Consider the following 17,858-nt stretch of genomic DNA (forward strand, 5'->3'; position numbering starts at 1 on the left):
CGATCCTGCTGGTCGAGCAGAATGCGCGCGCCGCGCTGGAGACGGCTGACCACGGCTACGTGCTCGAGACTGGCGAGATCGTGCAGTCCGGTCCCGCCAAGGACCTCATCCACGATCCCAGGCTGATCACGGCCTATCTCGGCGGACATTAGAATCGCAGGTGTCTAGACGCCCGGCCGAACCGTGCGGGTCAGCATCGGGAAATGCTTGTTGCCGCCGGAGAATGGCGGAAATTGGAGGAAGTCCGCGCGCATACGCTTGATCACCTCGGAGTTCACCGCCAGCGAGAGCGCATCCGGGCTGTCGAACACCAGCTTGTTGCGCTGCATGTGCTCGACCCGCCGCGACGGCAGCCGGTCGACCCAATCGATACGCGTATAGATCTCGACCTGGCGGACGTTTGGAAAGGTCCGCATGATCGCCGGATGATGCTCCAGATAATGCAGGTTCCAGGCATTCATGTCCTCGGCCGGGCCTGGATAGTGCACGAGGTAGCTGCATGAAACGTTCGTACTCGCGGGATACGCCGCGGCCTCGACCGGAAACGCGCGCGTCAGCATCACCTGGTGCGTGACGTCCAATCCAGCGAGGCCCGATAACCCGGCGCCCACCGCCAAGCGGGCAAGGACGCTGCCGCGATCCATCGCCGCCTCGCAAGCAAACAGATTCGAAAATCGCAATTGGAGGGCGAACGCTGGTCCAAGGCCGTCAGCCCTGTAGGGATGGTCGACCGACTGCTCGAGCGGCGTGAATAGCAGGCCCTCGGTCATCTCCGGGACCGAGCCGACGAGTGCTGCAACGGCGGCAAGATCATTGGGCTCGACCTGGCGCTCGCCCCGCGGATCGGAGAATGTCATGAAGAGCGAAATCATGACGGCACCGCCTGCACGTCCTCATCCGCGTGCAGATGCGACACCAGCGCGGCGCGAATATCGTCCGGCCAGGCAATCGCCTGATGATCCACCAACGATGTTGCAGCAAGGATCTGGCCGGCCCGCCAGCGCATGCCATCCACGCCCGAGACGACATGCGCCAAATGAAGCGATGCCCGGCCGACCTTGCCTATGCGCAGCGTGAACGTGAGGGCATCCCCAAACATCGACGGTCGGGAAAAGTCGCAGGTCAGGTGCACCGTGGGCGTCCCGATCTTCCGGACCCTCATCAGCTCCGGCCACGGAAAACCGATGGTCGCCCAGAATTCCTCGACGACGCCGTTGAGAATGTTCAGGTAGGACGGGAAGTACGCGATCCCTGAGGGATCGCAATCCCCGAACCTCAGCTCGCGATCGAACGAGAAAATCGCCATCAGATCGCGACAACAGGGTGTCTGATCACACCGACGCCATCGACTCCTGCTTCGACCACATCGCCCGGCCACAGCCATTCCTGCGGGCTCATGCCGGCTCCGACGCCCTCCGGCGTTCCCGTTGCAATGATATCGCCCGGCTCCAGCGTCATGCCCGATGAAATGTCGGCAATCAGGCCCGGGATGTCGAAGATCATATATTTGGTGTTGGAATCCTGCTTGGTGACGCCGTTCTTGGTCAACCACAGCCGCAGATCATGTGGGTCGGAAATCTCGTCCGCAGTCACGATGCCCGGGCCGAACGGCGCATAGGTGTCCATGCCCTTGGAGAAGATCCACTGGCCGGCGCGGCGATTGTCGCGCGCGGAAATGTCGATCATCACCGAATAGCCGAAGACGTGATCCATTGCCTTCTCGACGGAGATGCGTGTCGCGGTCCTGCCGATGATGACCGCGAGTTCGACTTCCCAGTCGAGTTGCTGCGTCATCTTGGCGTTGTGTTGGATCGCCGCCCCCGGGCCGATCACTGAAGTCGGCGGCTTCGAGAAAACGACCGGCTGCTTTGGCAGGTCCTTGTCGGTATCAAGGCTCTTGGCGGATTCCGCGACATGCGCCCGGTAGTTCAGCCCGATGCCGAAGATGTTCTTGCGGGGCCGCGGGATCGGAGCTTGCAGCTTGACATCCTCGACGGGAACGGCGGCGCCGGCCGGCAGACGCCCATTGGCACGATCAAGGCCATCCCTAAGCGCCGGTAACAGCGTGGCGTTGTTGTCGATGAAGGACAGCATGTCGCTCGGCCATGCGAGACCTGACGACGCGCCGAGACGCTCGACATCGACGACCAACCCCTTGAGGAGAACTCCGAGGCGGGCGCCGCTGGCGCCCAAAGTATAGGTCACGAGACGCATGGAAGCTTGATCCGACTCTTTTCCGTTGAATGTCCAGCGAGCAAGAAGATGTCAGGCGGCGACCGATTGGTGGCCGCCATTGTCGCCATAAGTCTCTTCCCGATACAGCCCGAGACCCTCGATGACAGGCAGATCGTTGAAGCAGAACAGGCAGGCATCCTCGCTCGTCGACGCGTTGCCGTGCTCATGCCAGGCCCAGGACGGAACACAGAAGATGTCGCGCTCCTCCCACTCGAAACGCTTGCCGGCGATGATCGAATAGCCGCATCCCTGGGCGACCTGATAGATGAAGCTGCCAGTGTGCCGGTGTGACTTTGTCGCCTCGCGCGGCCGCAACAACTGCATGCTCGCGCCGATCGTCTGCATCACGTGCCCGCCGGTGATCGGATTGACGTAGTTCATGAGAATGCCATCGTGAGGCGAGCCTTCGGTCGCAGCGGCATATTTTTTCAGGGATTCATAGGTCGGTTCCCACTCATATTTGAACATGGGCGAATAGCCCTTCGACCAGCGCGTGTCAGCCGGCCGAAGACCGGGATTGCCCCAGGTCTTGGTCATGTCGTCCACGGGATAACCGGACGGCTCCTGCTGGATCTTCGGATGCACGACGAAGAAATTGGCTTCCAGCGCATTCACGAGTGGGATGTCCAACCCATCCTGCCAGATGCAGACCGACCCATCGCCTTCGACCCCGTGCTCATGCCAGGTGCCGTTCGGCGTAAGCACGAAGTCCCGTGCTCCCAACGTCATCTTGTGACCATCGACGATGGTGTAGGCGCCCGCCCCTTCCATGATGAAACGCAAGGCGGAGGCGGAGTGCGCATGGGCGGAGGCGACCTCGCCGGGATGCATCACCTGCAATCCCGAATAGAGCCAGCCGACCGCGGCCGACACCTCGCGGCGACCCGGATTGTTAAGATAGATCACCCGCCGCCCGGCCTTCTCCGGCGAGACCAGCTCCACCGAGCGCAGCACATGTTCGCGCAAATCACTGTAGCGCCAGAGAACCGGAACGGACGCGGATTGCGGCTGCCATGGCTCGATCTTGTTGGCGACCGTCCAGAGAGCGCCGGCTTCGTATTTTTCGAGGTCCTTGTAGTAGGCCATGAGCTCGGGGGTGTCTTCGACATTGGCCCGGCCGATCACGTTCTCGCGCATCCTGTCCTCCAAGTCCTGTCTCACGACCCTGCATGCTCGATACGTCCCCGACCATCATTCCGACTGGCCGGGGATCGAGGAAAAGCTCACCTGCTCCTCCCCTGCGCCTCGCTCTGTTTCTGCCAAGCCAAGCGGCGCCAATGGGCGGCGGTTCACACGCAAATCAAAAATGTCGAACCGGTTGTAGTGCCCGACAATGTCATGCATCTGCTTCGGCTGGATGCAGCGGTCAAGGTCGATGTCGGCATAGACGATGCCTTCATCGTCGATCAGCGGTGCGCCAACCACACGGCCATCGGGTCCGATGACCCCTGAGAAAGCGCTCGATTTGCGCTGCAAGCGCGCCCTCGCGTCGGGGACGACCGTTTCCATCGCCGCGATGATCTCCTCCGATACGGTCGAGCAGGAGACGATCGTAAAGATCTTGCCTTCAAAGGAATGGGCAATCGCGCGCAACTTGATCGCCTCCGCCATATCGTAGTCGGCGGGTGCAACGGGAAGCGAGATGTAGCTGGCGACATGCACGAGTTCGCCCTGGCCCAACAGCGCGAAACGCGCGAGCGTGTTGGTGTTCTCGCCGCAAGCCAGCCCGCCGAGACGCCCGATCTCCGTATCATAGACGCGCAGGCTCGATCCGTCGCCGCCAGTCCAGGTCAGCTTCTCTGCCCAGGTCGGCACCAGCTTGCGGTGCTTGCCAAGCAGCGCGCCATCCGGCCCGATGAAAACCAGCGTGTTGTAGATCGCACCCAGCGAAACCGAGCTGCGCTCGTTCGCGCCGAGCACGACGTAGCATCCCGTGTCGCGCGCAGCCTTCCGGACAACATCAAGCTCCGGACCCGGCACAAGGATCGACGCCTTGACGAGCTTCTCGAACCACGCGCTCCCGGTGACGGGATCGGTGATCCAGTTCCAGTAGGGATAGCCGGGAACGAACACTTCGGGGAACGCAACGAGCTTTGCGCCGTTCGCCGCGGCCTCACGGACCAGTGACACCGCCTTTTCCGCGGTCGCGCTCGCGTCGAGATAGACAGGTGAGGCCTGGACGGCGGCAGCTCTAAAGCGAGGCAGCTTCAGCATTGGCCCTACCCTGTCGCCGGCTTATGCCCGCCTTCCGCAGCAGAAATGTGCAGGCGTGATAGCATGGCGCGGCGTTGACTTATTTTACATATAAACGTATGCTATCGCATATTTCTGGAGGGTGCAATGGCTGAACGGTCTTTCGCTCGCGAGGTCGAGGATCTCCGGCTCGGCGATGGCGACACGTTCCGCGGCGAGGGTATCCTCGCCATCACCAAGGCGCTGCTGCAATCAGGCGTCGCTTATGTCGGCGGCTACCAGGGCTCTCCGATCTCTCATCTCATGGACGTGCTGGCTGACGCCAAGGACGTGCTCGACGATCTCGGCGTCGTGTTCCAGAGCTCCGCCAACGAAGCGGCCGCGGCGGCCATGTTGTCGGCTTCGGTGATGTATCCCTTGCGCGGCGCGGTGGCGTGGAAATCCACGGTCGGCACCAACGTCGCATCCGACGCGCTCGCCAATCTCGCCTCGGGCGGCGTAACCGGCGGAACGATGATCATCGTCGGCGAGGACTATGGCGAAGGCTCCTCCATCATGCAGGAGCGCACCCACGCCTTTGCGATGAAATCGCAGATGTGGCTGTTGGACCCGCGTCCCGACCATGAATGCATCGTCAATCTGATCGAAAAGGGCTTTGAGCTCTCCGAATTCTCGAACACGCCCGTGATGCTGGAGGTCCGCGTTCGCGCCTGTCACATGCATGGCAGCTTTGCCTGCAAGGACAATGTCAGGCCGGCGCATACCATCAAGGATGCGCTCAACAATCCCAAACGCGACGTCAATCGCATCGTGCTGCCACCGGCGGCCTATGAGCATGAGCAGGAGAAGATCAAGACACGCATGCCGGCGGCGATCGGCTTCATCCGGGAGAACAAGCTGAACGAGTGGATGGGACCGAAGCAGGGCAAGGTCGGCATCGTCATGCAGGGCGGCATGTACAACAATGTCGTCCGCGCGCTGCAATATCTCGGATTGTCGGATGCCTACGGCAATACGCAGATCCCGCTCTACGTCATGAACGTCACCTACCCCGTGATCGACAGTGAGGTTGCGGAGTTCTGTCTCGACAAGGACGCCATCCTGATCGTCGAAGAGGGCCAGCCGGAATATCTGGAGCAGGCGATCAATACGGTGCTGCGCCGCAAGGACATCCAGGCGCGCGTCCATGGCAAGGACGTGCTTCCGATGGGTGGCGACTACACCGCGCAGGTCCTGCTCGGCGGCATCAGAGAATTCCTGGAGAAGACCGAGCCGCGGCTGCTCGGCAACCGGCCGCCGGCGCCGGACGCCACTCCGGTGCTCCATCACCCGGCAGTCGAGAGGCTCAAGCAGGTCGTGCCGGCTCGCCCGCCCGGGCTCTGCACCGGCTGCCCCGAACGGCCGATCTTCGCGGCCATGAAGCTCGTCGAGGAGGAGCTCGGCCAGCACCACATCTCGGCCGACATTGGCTGCCATCTTTTCTCGATTCTGCCGCCCTTCAACATCGGCGCGACCACCATGGGTTTCGGCCTGGGCCCGGCCTCGACATCGGCCTTCAACGTCAAGGCCGACAAGCGCTCTATCGCCGTGATGGGCGACGGCGGTTTCTGGCACAACGGATTGACCAGCGGCATCGGCAACGCCGTGTTCAACAAGCATGACGGCGTGTTCGTCATCGTCGACAACTACTACACGTCGGCCACCGGAGGGCAGGACATCCTGTCGTCACGCGCCATCAACAAGCGGCGCAACACCAACAACTCGATTGTCCAGGCCGTGAAGGGTATCGGCGGCCAATGGGTGCGGCAGCTCGATCGTACCTACGACGTCGGCAAGATGCGTGACACGCTGAAGGAGGCGCTGACGACCAGGGAAGAGGGTCCCAAGGTCATCGTAGCCTCCTCCGAGTGCATGCTGAACAAGCAGCGCCGCGTGAAGCCGCAGATGAGCAAGGCCATCAAGGACGGCGTCCGCATCGTAAAGGAGCGTTTCGGCGTCGACGAGGACGTGTGCACGGGCGACCATGCCTGCATCCGGCTTTCCGGCTGCCCGTCGCTGTCGGTCAAGCAGCTCGATGATCCGCTGCGCGACGATCCCGTTGCGGCGATCGACAATTCCTGTGTCGGATGCGGCAATTGCGGCGAGGTCTCCGAGGCGGCGGTGCTCTGCCCTTCCTTCTATCGCGCCGACGTCATCCATAATCCGACCCGCTGGGACACGTTCAGATCCAAGGTCGCCATGGCCGCGATCGGCTGGCTGCAGCGGCGGCGAGATCGCCGGCGCCCGGCGCTTGAGGCACTGGCATGAGGGACGAGACGGTCCGGCTGGCCCTGCCCGCCGCAGGCGAGGCGACCGAGCGGCCAATCTCGATTGCGATCGTCGCGATGGGCGGCCAGGGCGGCGGCGTCCTGACCGACTGGATCGTCCAGCTTGCCGAGAACCATGGCTGGGTCGCGCAATCGACCTCGGTGCCGGGAGTAGCCCAGCGCACCGGCGCCACGATCTACTACATCGAGGCGATGCCGCCGCTCGATGGTCGCAAGCCGATCCTGTCGCTGATGCCGACGCCCGGCGACGTCGATGTGGTGATGGCGGCGGAATTCATGGAGGCCGGTCGATCCATCCTGCGCGGCCTGGTGACCCCGGATCGCACCACGCTGATCGCGTCCAATCACCGGTCATTTGCGATCGGCGAGAAGATCGCTCCCGGCAACGGCATCGCCGACGGAGGGGCCGTTACCGGCGCAATCGGGATTGCGGCAAAGACCGAAATCATCTTCGATCTGAATGCGCTGGCGATCGAGCATGGCAGCGTCATCTCGGCCGCGATGTTCGGCGCGCTTGCAAGCGCCGGCGTGCTGCCCTTCAGCCGCGAAAGCTATCTTGATGTCATCCGCGCCGGCGAGAAAGGTGCCAAGGCGAGCCTACGAACCTTCGAAGCCGCCTTCGACCGGGTCAAGATCGGCTCCGCCGGCATCGTCGCGCCGACACAGCCGAAGCAGGCCGACGATATCCCGTCGCCCGTAACGCCCGATCCACATCTCGCTGGGCTCGTCGCAAGGTTGACGCAGGAGCTGCCCGAGCCCGCGCTCGCTATGGCCCGCGCCGGCCTGAGAAAGGTGGTCGACTTCCAGGACGTCGCCTATGGCGCCGAGTATCTGGACATCCTGAAGACGCTGCACGCGACCGACCGGAGCTCCGGCGGTGCTGCCCGGGCCTATGCCTTCACCCAGACCGCGGCAAAGTATCTCGCTAACGCCATGGCCTATGACGACGTCATCCGCGTGGCCGACCTCAAGACGCGCGCTGGTCGACGCGCGCGCATCGAGAGCGAGCTCGAGATGTCGCCGGGCCAGTTGCTCCAGACCACCGAATTCATGCATCCACGGATGGAGGAGGTCATGGGCATGCTCCCCGCCGGCTTCGGCCGCTGGCTCGGCGCAAGGCCGCGTCTCTTCGGCTGGCTCGATCGGCGCGTCAACAAGGGGCGCCGGGTGCGCACCTACTCGCTGCCCTGGTTCCTGGCGCTCTATGTCGTGGGCGGGCTGCGCGGCCTGCGCCGCCGCTCGCTGCGTCACACTGTCGAGACGGCCCACCGGGACGGATGGCTCAAAGCCGCGACCGACGCGGTTGGCACCAATTACCAGTTGGGTGTCGAGATCCTGCAATGCCGACGCCTCGTAAAGGGCTATTCCGATACTCACAGCCGGGGACTGTCGAAATTCGATAAGACGCTGGCGGCGATCAAGCTGGTCGAGCAGCGCGAGGATGCCGCGGATTGGGCGCGCCGCCTGCGCGAGGCCGCGCTGAAAGACGCCACCGGTCGGGAGCTCGACGGCGTGATCCAGACCATCAAGAGCTTCGCATGATGCCAGCACGCGAGCCGCACGATTGCTTTGCCGCCGAACCAAAAGGACGTCGGGATCACGCGGCTTGACTAGGATTCTCAGGTTGCTAATCGGAGCGAACGCCCCGCGGTCAATCCCCCAAATCGACGAGACACTTTGTACTCGATGGTCATGCAATGCCGGCAGCACTCAAAGAGAACATTGTTCCTGTCCCCGGGCAGATTGAAACCCGGCTCTGGCTTCAATTGCTGTCTCTGCATGGCGAGCTGTTCGGCTCGCTGAATACGATGCTGAGCTCGGAATTCGGGCTGTCGCTCGCAAAGTTCGACGTGCTCGCCCAGCTCGATCGCTACCCGGACGGACTCGCGCTCGGACAGCTGTCACAAAATCTGAAAGTATCGGGCGGCAACGTCTCGGGGCTGGTGCAGCGTCTTCTCGCCGACGATCTCATCAGCAAGGAGATGTCCAGTGAGGACCGACGGTCGTTCATCGTGCGCCTGACGCCGAAAGGCGACGCGCTGTTCAGGAAAGCAGCCGCCGTTCACAAGAAACATCTCGGCAAACGGCTCGAGAACGTCTCGGCCCAGGAGCTGGACACTGCCTTGTCCGTGTTGAAATCCCTCTCCTCGAAAATTCGCACCGAGAGCAAGAAGCAAAGTCGCAAGAGATAATGGCCAGAGAATCCAAGAGCAAATGGAAGTCGGGTCCACCGAGGACAAGGGACCAGCTGCAAGCCTACATCCCGTATCTGTTCAACCGGCTCGCCAATCGCTGGAATCTCGACCAGAACCGCGATCTGAGCGAGCACAACATCAACAATGTCGTGTTCCGGACGCTGTCGGTCCTCTTCATCTACAAGACCCTCACCGTCAACGAGATCGCCGTCCTCGCGGTAACCGAGCAGTCGACGGCGAGCCGCATGGTCGAGTCCATGGTGTCATCGGGCCTCGTAAAGCGCGAGATCGCGGAGGAAGACCAGCGCCGCCGGGTGGTCGGATTGACGCCGGAGGGCGAGGCGCTGTTGCGCAAGATCTGGCCGATCATGGAGCAGAACTACGACCGGCTCACCGCAGGCATCGATCCCGACGAGATCGAGATCTGCGCGCGCGTGCTCGCCAAAATGGTCGAGAACATCCGCCAGAACCAGATCTGACCGGCGCCATCAGGGACCAAGGCCGACGAGGCTGGTGCCGCCGCAGACATAGAGCACCTGGCCGGTGACGAAGTCCGAGCGCTCATCGAGAAAGAATGCGATGGCGTGCGCCACATCCTCGCGCGAGCCGAGCCGCCCGACCGGAACATTGCGCGCCATCCGCTCCTGCTGCTCGGAACCTTTCGGAACGATGCCCCAGAAATTATCGGTCAGGATCGGCCCCGGCGCGACGACGTTCACGGTGATGCCGCTCGCGGCGAGTTCCAGAGCCCATGTCCGTGCCATCCCGTGCACGCCGGCCTTGGTCGCCGAATAGGCCGAGCGTGTGGGCGCGCCCATCGCGGCGCGCGAGCTGACGAACACGATGCGCCCGAAGCGGCGCGAGCGCATCCCGTCCAGTGCTGCCTGGGTCAAAAGCATCGGCGCGCCCAGGTGCAACTGCGCCAACGTCAGGATGTCTTCCGGCGTCGCATCGGGCAGCAGGTTCGGCAGGATGACGCCCGCATTGTGCACGAGGCAATCGATGGCGTGATCCCGGCAGATCTCCTGCGCGATCGCGCGCGTCTCCTCGATATTGGTGAGATCAGCGCGATAGGCCGCGAGCAGATCATGCGTCCAGCCGGGCTTCTCCAGCCCGACCGAGACGACGCGCTGCCCTCTCTCGACGAGCTTTTTCGCCAGGGCCTCGCCGATCCCTGAATTGCCGCCAGTGATGAGGGTGGTGCGGATCTCACTCATGATGACGTCCCCTGCCCCGTGTCAGACCTGACGCCGCTTAAGGTCGCGCAGATCAAAAAACGCGCCATCACGCATCAGCCTGGCGACAAAATCCTTCAACCCGCCGCGCTGGATCTTCTCCGTTGCCGTCAGCGGCAGGCTGTCGACGAAGCAGATCCAGCCCGGCGCCTTGTAATAGGCCATCTGCTCCAGGCTCCAGCGGACAATGTCTTCAGCGAGCGCGCGGTCGGCGATGGTCGCTTCGGCGATGATGATGACCGCGGCAACCTCGTCGCCGCGCACCTGATCAGGCGTGGACGCAACCGCGGCCTGCCGGATTGCGGGATGGCGGTTGAGCACGGACTCCACCTCGACTGCCGCAATGTTCTCGCCGGAACGGCGGATGACGTTCTTCTTGCGATCGACGAAATGAAGATCGCCATCCGCATCGCGCGACACGATATCGCCGGTGTGCAGCCAGCCGCCCTCCCACGCCTCCGCGGTGGCAGCCGGATTCTTCAGATACTCCCGGAAGAACCCGTAACGCGGATCCGCGCCTGCCCGCCGCACCAACAGCTCGCCCGGCATCCCGGCCGGCGCGTCATGTCCGCCGTCGTCGACAATACGAACCTCAACCTCGGGAGCCGGGCGGCCGAAGCAACTGGTGCCGACCTTGCGCGGCTCGACATTGGCCGCGATCACGCCCCCGCTTCCCGTCTCCGTCATCGCCCAGGCTTCGAGCAGCGGAAAGCCGAACCGCTCCTCGAAGGGCGCATGCAAGAGCTTGTCGACGCCGGCACCGAACCCGAAGCGCACGGTGTGCGCGCGGTCCTCAACCGACGGCGGCGCGCTCATCAGCATCGAGGGCATGACGCCGAGATAGTGCAGACAGGTGGCGCGGCTATCGCGCACGGATGCCCACCAGGTGCGCGGGTGGAAACGATCGAGCATGGTCAGGCTGCCGCCGACTGACAGCATCGCCATCAGCGACACCGCCATCGCGTTCATGTGGAACAGCGGCAGCGGCGTGATCATGCGCTCGCAGTCGGGCTTGAGATCGATCAGCCCACCGACATCGCGATACCAGTTTCCCGAATGCAGGAAATAAGTGTTGGAGAGCACGCAGCCCTTGGGCTGCCCCGTCGTCCCCGATGTATAGAGCAGCGCGCATTCGGCGGACGCGTCACACGCGCTTGCCGGCCGCGCGCCACCGAATGGCGGTGGTACGCCGCCCTCGTCGGTCACGACCGGGATCGGCCGGCCGACCTGAGAGGCCGCCATCTCCACCTCAACGCGCCGTTCGGCGAGAACGAATGCCGCGTTCATCTCGGAATGCGCGATAATGTATTCGAGCTCGCTGATCCGAAGATCCGGATTGATCGGCACCACGGAGACGCCCAGCGCGTTGAGCGCAAACCACAGCTCGATGAAGACCGGCCGGTTCTGGAGCAGCAGTCCGACCCGGTGGCCTTCGCCATATCCTTGGCTCGCAAACGCCGAGCGCCAGTGCTCGACCCGATCAAGCATCACGCGATAAGAGATCTCCCCTGCCGAGATGCCATAGATCCCGGCGGTCTCCGGCAGCACGTTGAGGAAGCCCGCCTCGCCGCGACGAAGGGCGGTCTCGCGGAAGCGGGCATAGACTGTGGTCGCGGCGGTCAAGATGCACTCACATGAAGAGCTGGATGTTGCCGAAGGGCGCGTCAAAATTCACGAGATCGACCCGCTTGAGCTTGATCTTGAGGTCGTCGCCGACCTGGACGAGATCATGGGAGACCCATCCCGAATAGCGCTCCAGCGCGTCGCCACGCGTCTCGGTATAGATATAGGAGGTCCGTGCCTTGAAGACCCCTGCAGTCGCGTCGCATGCCACGATCTGCGGCGCCTGAAGAAGATGGTGGCAACGGCTCTTCGGCTTTTGGCTGAAGGTCCGCTCGCCGGCCAGGCGCTCGACCCGCACCTTGAGCAGCAGCAGGTCCTCGTACATCAACGACGGCTGCAGCACCGGATCCTGCTGCTGCCACTCGAGCGGCATCCAGTATCGCCCTTCGGGGTGAAACAGATCGAGCCACCCTTGCCATTGCATGGTGTCGAGAAGCTCCGCCTCTCGATAGATGAAATCCGTGATGGTCTTCTCGCTGATCATTCGGCGGCCTCGACGTGCTGATCCATGTCCATGGTCATGAACTTCACCCAGGCATGAAACTGGTTCCGCATCTGGCGCTCGGAGGTGCCGTTGATGACGGCAGTCGCGTCCGGTTGCTCGCCGGCCTCATAGAGCCGCTGCAGGTTGACCCATTGGTTGCCGTTGGTCGTCAGCCCTTCCTGCGCCCGCTCATACATCTCCAGGTCGTCGTGACCCACGATCGACGTCGGCGCGTTGATGAAGCGGTTGTACATCAACGCACGCTCGTAGAGTTTGTCGGGTGCGCCGACCAGGCGATAGACCCAGCTCTCGACCAGCGTCCTGTCGACCGCAATCGGGATGAAGTTGCGCAGGATCTGGACAGCACCTTTGACCATGATGTTCGGGAAATACACGGTGTTGTGCCGGACCTCGCCGAGAATCTCGAGGGCCCGCTTCTCTCCGTACGCCGCGACCATCTGGTCGAGATAGCCCGGGATGCCCGCGTAGTTCGAATGGATGGAGTTGTTGACGCCGGTATGACCGTGGCCGTTTGGCCAGATCCTGATGCCGCTTTGCTCGTAGAATTCGTAAGGGCTCATGAAGGGAGCATAGAGCTGCACCGCCATCGGCGCTTCCGTAGCCTCGCCCTGTTCGCGCTTCCAGACCTTGACGGCAGTGCCGGCCGAGCTCTCATGCGCGACCATCGGATGGCAGGTGTCGGTCTGGTTTTCGACCAGCATCTTCCAATTACAGGTGTGCATGTAGCGGATCGGGGTGGCCATGACGGCGAGTTTGCCGTCCGGCGAGCGGTCGACCATGTTGTCGATCGTCGAAAGGCTTTCGCCGAAATAGTCCTTGAAGGAGAGGCCGCTGTCGTTGAGCCGGGCGAAGATGAAATCACGATAGACAACGACGTTCCTGACCTTCGACAGGCCCTCATTCGCCTGGGTATCGCCAAAGCCGGTACCCTCGTAGCCCTTCTTCAGCGGGATCGCGAGCAGCGAGCCGTCGGTCTTGAAAGACCAGGCGTGATACGGGCAACGGAAGAATTTTCCGGTGTTGCCGCAGGGTTCGGAAGCGATCTTCACGCCCTTGTGCGGACAGCGATTGTAGAACACGTGGATGGAGCCGTCGCTATGGCGGCTCGCCAGGACCGGCTGGCGGCCGATATTGGCAGTGATGAAATCGCCAGGCTTGGACAACTGGCTTGCATGCCCGACATAGATCCAGCTGTTCGGGAACAGGTGCTCCATCTCGAGCTCGAAGATCTCGGGGTCGACATAGACGTCGCGGTGAACCTCGGCCTCGCGCACCAGCGCCGCAACCGCGTGGGCATTCCTTCTGTATTTCGCCATGGCGTCCCTCGCCTTCCTCACAAATCCAGCACCAGACGTTCCGACTTCGCGCGTGACACGCAGATCTGCATGACCTTGTTGGATGCTTTTTCGTCCTCGCTGAGAATGACGTCGCGATGGTCGGGCACGCCTGCGATCACGCCGCACTGGCAGACGCCGCAATCGCCGCGCTGGCAGTCGTAGAGCACATCGAGACCCGCCGCCTCCAGCGCCTGGATGATGGTCTGACCTGCTGCGACGCTGACGACCTGCCCGGTCGAGTTGATCTGGACCTCGAACGGCATGTCGGGCGAGGACGCCTGCTCCGCTTTGAAGAGTTCGTAGTGGATGCGGTCCGCCGGGATGCCCTTGGCGAGCGCGGCTGCCCTCACCGCCTCGATCATCCCCCCCGGACCACAGACGTAGATGTGGGAGTTTGCGGCAGCATCCCCGAGCGCCGCTGCAATGTCCAGACGGGACTCGTCACTGTCGTAGTGAACGGACAGCTCTTTGGCGCAAATCTCCTGCAACTGCGGCAGGAACGGCAACAGTCCTGGCGCACGGCCTGCATAATGCAGGCGGAACGGAGTTGCACGGGCCTTGAGCTCCGCCGCCATCGACAGGATCGGCGTGACACCGATGCCGCCGGCAAGAAGCAGCGCCGGCGCTGCTCCCACGTGCAGATGAAAATTGTTGACCGGCGCACTTGCTGTCACGACGTCGCCGATCTTAAGCGTGTGCATGAACTGCGAGCCACCGGTCGAAGCCACCTCGCGCAGCACCCCGAGCGCCAGCGCCCCCTCGGGAAGGCCCGGCAAAGCCATCAGCGAGTACGGCCGGTCTCCTCCGTTCGGCAGCGCCACGCGGATATGCGCGCCCGCCTGCCATCGTGGCACCACGCCGCCCTCCACGCCGAAGACGAGGCGCCGTATGAGCGGCGTTTCCGCGGCATACGATCTCACCTCAAGCTTGAGCGGATGCGTGTCCATTCAGGCATCTCGAATTATATGAATTTGCATATTTTTAGACGTGTAATATTTGTCTGTCAATCGTCGGCACGGGAAGAGGGCTCGGATGGCGGTCCGAGGCCCAGCGCATTACGGTGCGCGATCCGCCACCGCCTGCAGGGGGCGACCATCTAGGGCGGAGTTCTGCCCCGATTGTCGGCGCAGCGGCACTCCCAGAAGCTGTCCTCAAGACATACCACGCACATTTGCTCGAGACGCTCTCTCAGAGCCTGTCGCGCGCGATGAAGGCGGACGGTCAGATTGTTCACGGTCACTCCGAGATCCGCTGCGACCTGCTCCCTGGGCTCGCCGGCAAGATCCAGTCTTCTGATGACCTCGGCATGCTCCGCCTTCAACAGGGAGAGATGGGTATAGAGACACTCGCAGGCGGCGGCATCCACCGTGCCGTCCTGGTCGGCGGCAAGACGATCGCTAAGTTCGTTCGGGAACGGTATCTCCCGTATTCTATTCTTCGAGCTCTGACGGTGATGGTCGGCGATGGTGGTCGCAAGCACCCGGCTGAGCCATCCGCGGACCGAGTCCGCGTCACGGATGTCGCCGGAGCGCTCCAGCGCCCGCAACATGAACGCCTGCAGCACCTCGTCGGCTTCCGCCTGCCCTACAAAGCGGCGCTGCAGATAGCTGCGAAGACGGCCGTAGCTCCCAACAAGAGCGGCACGAACGATCGCATCCGATGCTTCCGAACAACCGGCTACCGGCTCCGGCGTTTCGTTTGATGATTTCATGGCGCATCGTCCTTGCATTGACATTCCTCAGATCGCTTCCTTCCGGCCGAGCGGGTCGGAGAGAGCCAGCGTTGTCATGCTTGAATGAACGGGAGGACTCCCGAACAACGGCGACGACAGTTGTCGTCGCGCCCGACGCGTGGCACCGCGACTAGCTGCGCTTCGGTGCGCCGGGTGATCATTTTTCCGCCGTTCAGCCACCAGCGCGTGCGATCGCGTCCCTTGCGATCATCGGCATGGGCATCGTGATCCCCCCGGGAGGCAACGAGACGCGACTATCCGCGCGCAGCGATAGCGCGAGGCGGCTCGATACGCGGGAGCTGTCTCAGGCGATGGGAGGCCGGTAGTGACGGCGGGGCGCGCCGTCGTTGCCGATGCTGTCGGCCTGCGCCTCACAGCGTGTCTGCGGTGCTACGAACGGGACGATCCAGGGGCCATGCGGTGGAACCGCGCTAAAACACAGCACCGAACCACAACAGGTCGCATGCCGGTTACAGGGCTGATCCTGTTCGTCGTCGTCGCAGTCATCAGCCATCGCAGCGTCATGCGAATCCACATCCGATCGAGCATCGGCCTGATCGTGTTGGTGCGCATCTCCAGATGCGCCTGCCCCGTGCTCGCATGGGACCAATGCATCGAGAAAAACCGAGCCCGCGAGAGACGGCGTCATCGACGCAAGCAGATAGGCGACGACAACAAGCCATCCCCACCATCTGCGCCTCGGCCTTCTCAAGCCAATCATCTCTTCACCCGCTGCCAATCCGGAACGTATAGCTCCGGTTGCAGCAGCGGCCAACAAAAAAACAAGACAGATCGAGCTGACAGCGAAGTGCGCGTGGTGCGCCTCGCGAAATTTGCAGTCGGCGTGATCGTCCAACCTTCGGTAGCGCTAAATTGAATCTATAGAAAACTTATGGTGCAGCTGTAATGAATTACACCAATCGCCGTCGCCCGTCCGATCTCTGCCCGACACAGATGTGGCTCAGGCCGACTTGCATCAAATGCGGTGCGTATCGTCAATGATGCTTCATCCACCCAATGCCCCTGATCTCGTTGAAGGAGTCAGTCCTGTGACACAAATAGCATTGATCGACCGATGCGTGCTCCTGGCCCGTGATCATGCGATCCATCATGACGAAGTGCTCCATATAGTGGCTGGGCGGCGCCTGATGGCATTGCGCACAGTCCTTTGACGTCGGTGAGGGATGCAGGAAGCCGGCGATCTTCCAGGAGCCGAGTTCGTGGCAGCCGCCGCATTCCCGCCCGAATAGTCGGCGATGCGGCTCCCGGTTGCCGTGGCAGCCGGCACAATCGAGCTCCGCCTTTTCCCGATCTTCCGATTTCGGCACGCCGACAAACTCTTTCAGATCCACGATCACCTGATCGGCGAAGATCCACGCAGACTGCTCCAGATCCCCAGAAGGCCTACTGGCTAGCATTAACGAAGCGTGGTCCATCCTGGTCGGACGTGCACTCCCGGTGTGCTCGAGATGGCAACCACGACATAGCATCCCTGCCGCCCCGTGGAAGGCTGTCGATTGCTTGCCCAGCTCCTTCGCGGACGGCGCGTGACAGGCAATGCAGGAGGCCGCATCGACGCCTTTGACAGGCGTATGGCAGCCTTCGCACCGCCCGGACAGAAATGCATGCTTTGCGGAAAGCGGCCCGGGCGTCACGACGCTCGTCCAACCCGACACGGCCTGAGAACCGCCCCGATAGAGGCTGACCGATACGACTGCAGCGCCGACGACCGCCAATGTGGCGACGATAGAATACAGCGGGCCGCGAATGCTCACGCGAACCACCGCAGACCATAGTACCACTCGGCGGAAACATGGAGAGCAAGCAGCGCATACATGACGATCGCGGCGATCACGTGCCCCCCGATCCATGGCATGAAGATCTTCTTGATCGTTTCGCTCGACCCGATCGCAGATTCAAGGTCGGAAATGCCATCGACGAGCTGCAACAGCGGTACGTTCTGCAAGACGAAGTCGTGCGTGCCGGAGTCGCCGAAAGCCGCGGCTTCGCGTGAAGACAGATGCGCGGCCGTGCGCTCGTAGGACGATCGCAAGACGGCAAGGTGAGACTGCTGTTCGCGGATCTCCGCTGCGGTCTGCGGCAGGTAGTAGCGACCGACAAATCCGGTCACGACGACGATCAACAGGCTGATCACGAGCGCGATGCCGAGCGGGCTTTGAAACTTGTGCCCGGTATGCAGCAACGCGAAGAACGCTGCGAGAATTCCGCCATGAACGTGCAAAGTCAAAAGCGTCCGCATCGACATCCGCCGAGTGACTGACGCCTTCAAGGCCCCGCCGTATTTCATGACCGGGTATACGAGAAGGAGAAGGAGCAATGCGGCCGCGCAGGAGCCAAGGACAAAGCCCGCCAGGCTCCCTGCAAACCTGCCATCCGAGTGAAGCAGGAAGGCCGGTACAAACAGCAACAGGCTCGCCAGAACGATGTCGACGATCAGGCGCTGCTTTTCGCTCAT

Annotated in this window: 18 protein-coding genes and 1 pseudogene; 6 read left to right on the forward strand and 13 right to left on the reverse strand. The window is 62.6% G+C overall.

Annotation, left to right across the window (positions count from 1 at the left end):
* Positions 1-152: pseudogene (locus tag BRAS3843_RS42070) on the forward strand (ABC transporter ATP-binding protein); the annotation flags it as partial.
* Between the two features lie 12 nt (positions 153-164).
* On the opposite strand, the gene BRAS3843_RS07740 reads toward BRAS3843_RS42070, so the two are convergent.
* From BRAS3843_RS07740 to BRAS3843_RS07760, 5 genes are read right to left on the reverse strand one after another with little or no spacing between them, the layout of a single operon-like run.
* Positions 165-872, reverse strand: coding sequence for a hypothetical protein (locus BRAS3843_RS07740; protein WP_008968247.1), 708 nt, complete (start codon positions 870-872; stop codon positions 165-167).
* A complete protein-coding gene (locus BRAS3843_RS07745) occupies positions 869-1,306 on the reverse strand; it encodes a thioesterase family protein (RefSeq protein ID WP_008968248.1) in 438 nt (145 codons plus the stop codon). Before BRAS3843_RS07745 ends, BRAS3843_RS07740 begins: the two co-directional genes overlap by 4 nt.
* Positions 1,306-2,214 carry a fumarylacetoacetate hydrolase family protein gene (locus tag BRAS3843_RS07750; RefSeq protein ID WP_008968249.1) on the reverse strand — a complete coding sequence of 303 codons (909 nt, stop codon included), beginning with the start codon at positions 2,212-2,214 and terminating at the stop codon, positions 1,306-1,308. Before BRAS3843_RS07750 ends, BRAS3843_RS07745 begins: the two co-directional genes overlap by 1 nt.
* A gap of 51 nt (positions 2,215-2,265) precedes the next feature.
* Complete coding sequence (locus BRAS3843_RS07755) at positions 2,266-3,372, reverse strand: cupin domain-containing protein (RefSeq protein ID WP_008968250.1); 1,107 nt, start codon at positions 3,370-3,372, stop codon at positions 2,266-2,268.
* 54 nt (positions 3,373-3,426) lie between these two features.
* The gene (locus BRAS3843_RS07760) at positions 3,427-4,449 is read right to left on the reverse strand and encodes a carbon-nitrogen hydrolase family protein (protein WP_008968251.1); all 1,023 of its coding nucleotides are present in this window, start codon (positions 4,447-4,449) and stop codon (positions 3,427-3,429) included.
* Positions 4,450-4,575: 126 nt separating this feature from the next.
* Here BRAS3843_RS07760 and BRAS3843_RS07765 point away from each other — a divergent pair, with 126 nt between their 5' ends.
* The 4 genes from BRAS3843_RS07765 to BRAS3843_RS07780 all read left to right on the forward strand — a co-directional run bounded on the left by BRAS3843_RS07765 (position 4,576) and on the right by BRAS3843_RS07780 (position 9,429).
* The gene (locus BRAS3843_RS07765) at positions 4,576-6,735 is read left to right on the forward strand and encodes an indolepyruvate ferredoxin oxidoreductase subunit alpha (protein ID WP_008968252.1); all 2,160 of its coding nucleotides are present in this window, start codon (positions 4,576-4,578) and stop codon (positions 6,733-6,735) included.
* On the forward strand, positions 6,732-8,297 hold the full coding sequence (locus tag BRAS3843_RS07770; protein WP_008968253.1) for an indolepyruvate oxidoreductase subunit beta family protein: 1,566 nt from the start codon (positions 6,732-6,734) through the stop codon (positions 8,295-8,297). Before BRAS3843_RS07765 ends, BRAS3843_RS07770 begins: the two co-directional genes overlap by 4 nt.
* Positions 8,298-8,452: 155 nt before the next feature.
* A complete protein-coding gene (locus BRAS3843_RS07775; protein WP_008968254.1) occupies positions 8,453-8,947 on the forward strand; it encodes a MarR family transcriptional regulator in 495 nt (164 codons plus the stop codon).
* Positions 8,947-9,429 carry a MarR family winged helix-turn-helix transcriptional regulator gene (locus BRAS3843_RS07780; protein WP_008968255.1) on the forward strand — a complete coding sequence of 161 codons (483 nt, stop codon included), beginning with the start codon at positions 8,947-8,949 and terminating at the stop codon, positions 9,427-9,429. The genes BRAS3843_RS07775 and BRAS3843_RS07780 overlap by 1 nt, the downstream gene beginning before the upstream one ends.
* A 9-nt stretch (positions 9,430-9,438) precedes the next feature.
* Here BRAS3843_RS07780 and BRAS3843_RS07785 read toward each other — a convergent pair whose 3' ends face one another.
* The 6 genes from BRAS3843_RS07785 to BRAS3843_RS07810 all read right to left on the reverse strand — a co-directional run bounded on the left by BRAS3843_RS07785 (position 9,439) and on the right by BRAS3843_RS07810 (position 15,361).
* Complete coding sequence (locus BRAS3843_RS07785; RefSeq protein WP_008968256.1) at positions 9,439-10,167, reverse strand: SDR family oxidoreductase; 729 nt, start codon at positions 10,165-10,167, stop codon at positions 9,439-9,441.
* A gap of 21 nt (positions 10,168-10,188) precedes the next feature.
* Positions 10,189-11,808 carry an ATP-dependent acyl-CoA ligase gene (locus tag BRAS3843_RS07790; RefSeq protein WP_008968257.1) on the reverse strand — a complete coding sequence of 540 codons (1,620 nt, stop codon included), beginning with the start codon at positions 11,806-11,808 and terminating at the stop codon, positions 10,189-10,191.
* 7 nt (positions 11,809-11,815) lie between these two features.
* Positions 11,816-12,292 (reverse strand): aromatic-ring-hydroxylating dioxygenase subunit beta, encoded by a 477-nt coding sequence (locus tag BRAS3843_RS07795; RefSeq protein WP_008968258.1) that lies wholly within the window; start codon positions 12,290-12,292, stop codon positions 11,816-11,818.
* Entirely contained in the window at positions 12,289-13,629 is a 1,341-nt protein-coding gene (locus tag BRAS3843_RS07800; protein WP_008968259.1) for a Rieske 2Fe-2S domain-containing protein, read from the reverse strand. The genes BRAS3843_RS07795 and BRAS3843_RS07800 overlap by 4 nt, the downstream gene beginning before the upstream one ends.
* Positions 13,630-13,646: 17 nt before the next feature.
* Entirely contained in the window at positions 13,647-14,597 is a 951-nt protein-coding gene (locus BRAS3843_RS07805; RefSeq protein WP_008968260.1) for a PDR/VanB family oxidoreductase, read from the reverse strand.
* Between the two features lie 149 nt (positions 14,598-14,746).
* Positions 14,747-15,361 carry a sigma-70 family RNA polymerase sigma factor gene (locus BRAS3843_RS07810; protein ID WP_008968261.1) on the reverse strand — a complete coding sequence of 205 codons (615 nt, stop codon included), beginning with the start codon at positions 15,359-15,361 and terminating at the stop codon, positions 14,747-14,749.
* Between the two features lie 436 nt (positions 15,362-15,797).
* Here BRAS3843_RS07810 and BRAS3843_RS40590 point away from each other — a divergent pair, with 436 nt between their 5' ends.
* Entirely contained in the window at positions 15,798-16,259 is a 462-nt protein-coding gene (locus BRAS3843_RS40590) for a hypothetical protein (RefSeq protein WP_139024765.1), read from the forward strand.
* A 118-nt stretch (positions 16,260-16,377) separates the two neighbouring features.
* Here BRAS3843_RS40590 and BRAS3843_RS07815 read toward each other — a convergent pair whose 3' ends face one another.
* On the reverse strand, positions 16,378-17,157 hold the full coding sequence (locus BRAS3843_RS07815) for a cytochrome c3 family protein (protein ID WP_008968262.1): 780 nt from the start codon (positions 17,155-17,157) through the stop codon (positions 16,378-16,380).
* Entirely contained in the window at positions 17,154-17,858 is a 705-nt protein-coding gene (locus BRAS3843_RS07820; protein WP_008968263.1) for a hypothetical protein, read from the reverse strand. The genes BRAS3843_RS07815 and BRAS3843_RS07820 overlap by 4 nt, the downstream gene beginning before the upstream one ends.

It is taken from the genome of Bradyrhizobium sp. STM 3843, from assembly GCF_000239815.1.
In the GTDB taxonomy this organism is placed as follows: Bacteria; Pseudomonadota; Alphaproteobacteria; order Rhizobiales; family Xanthobacteraceae; genus Bradyrhizobium.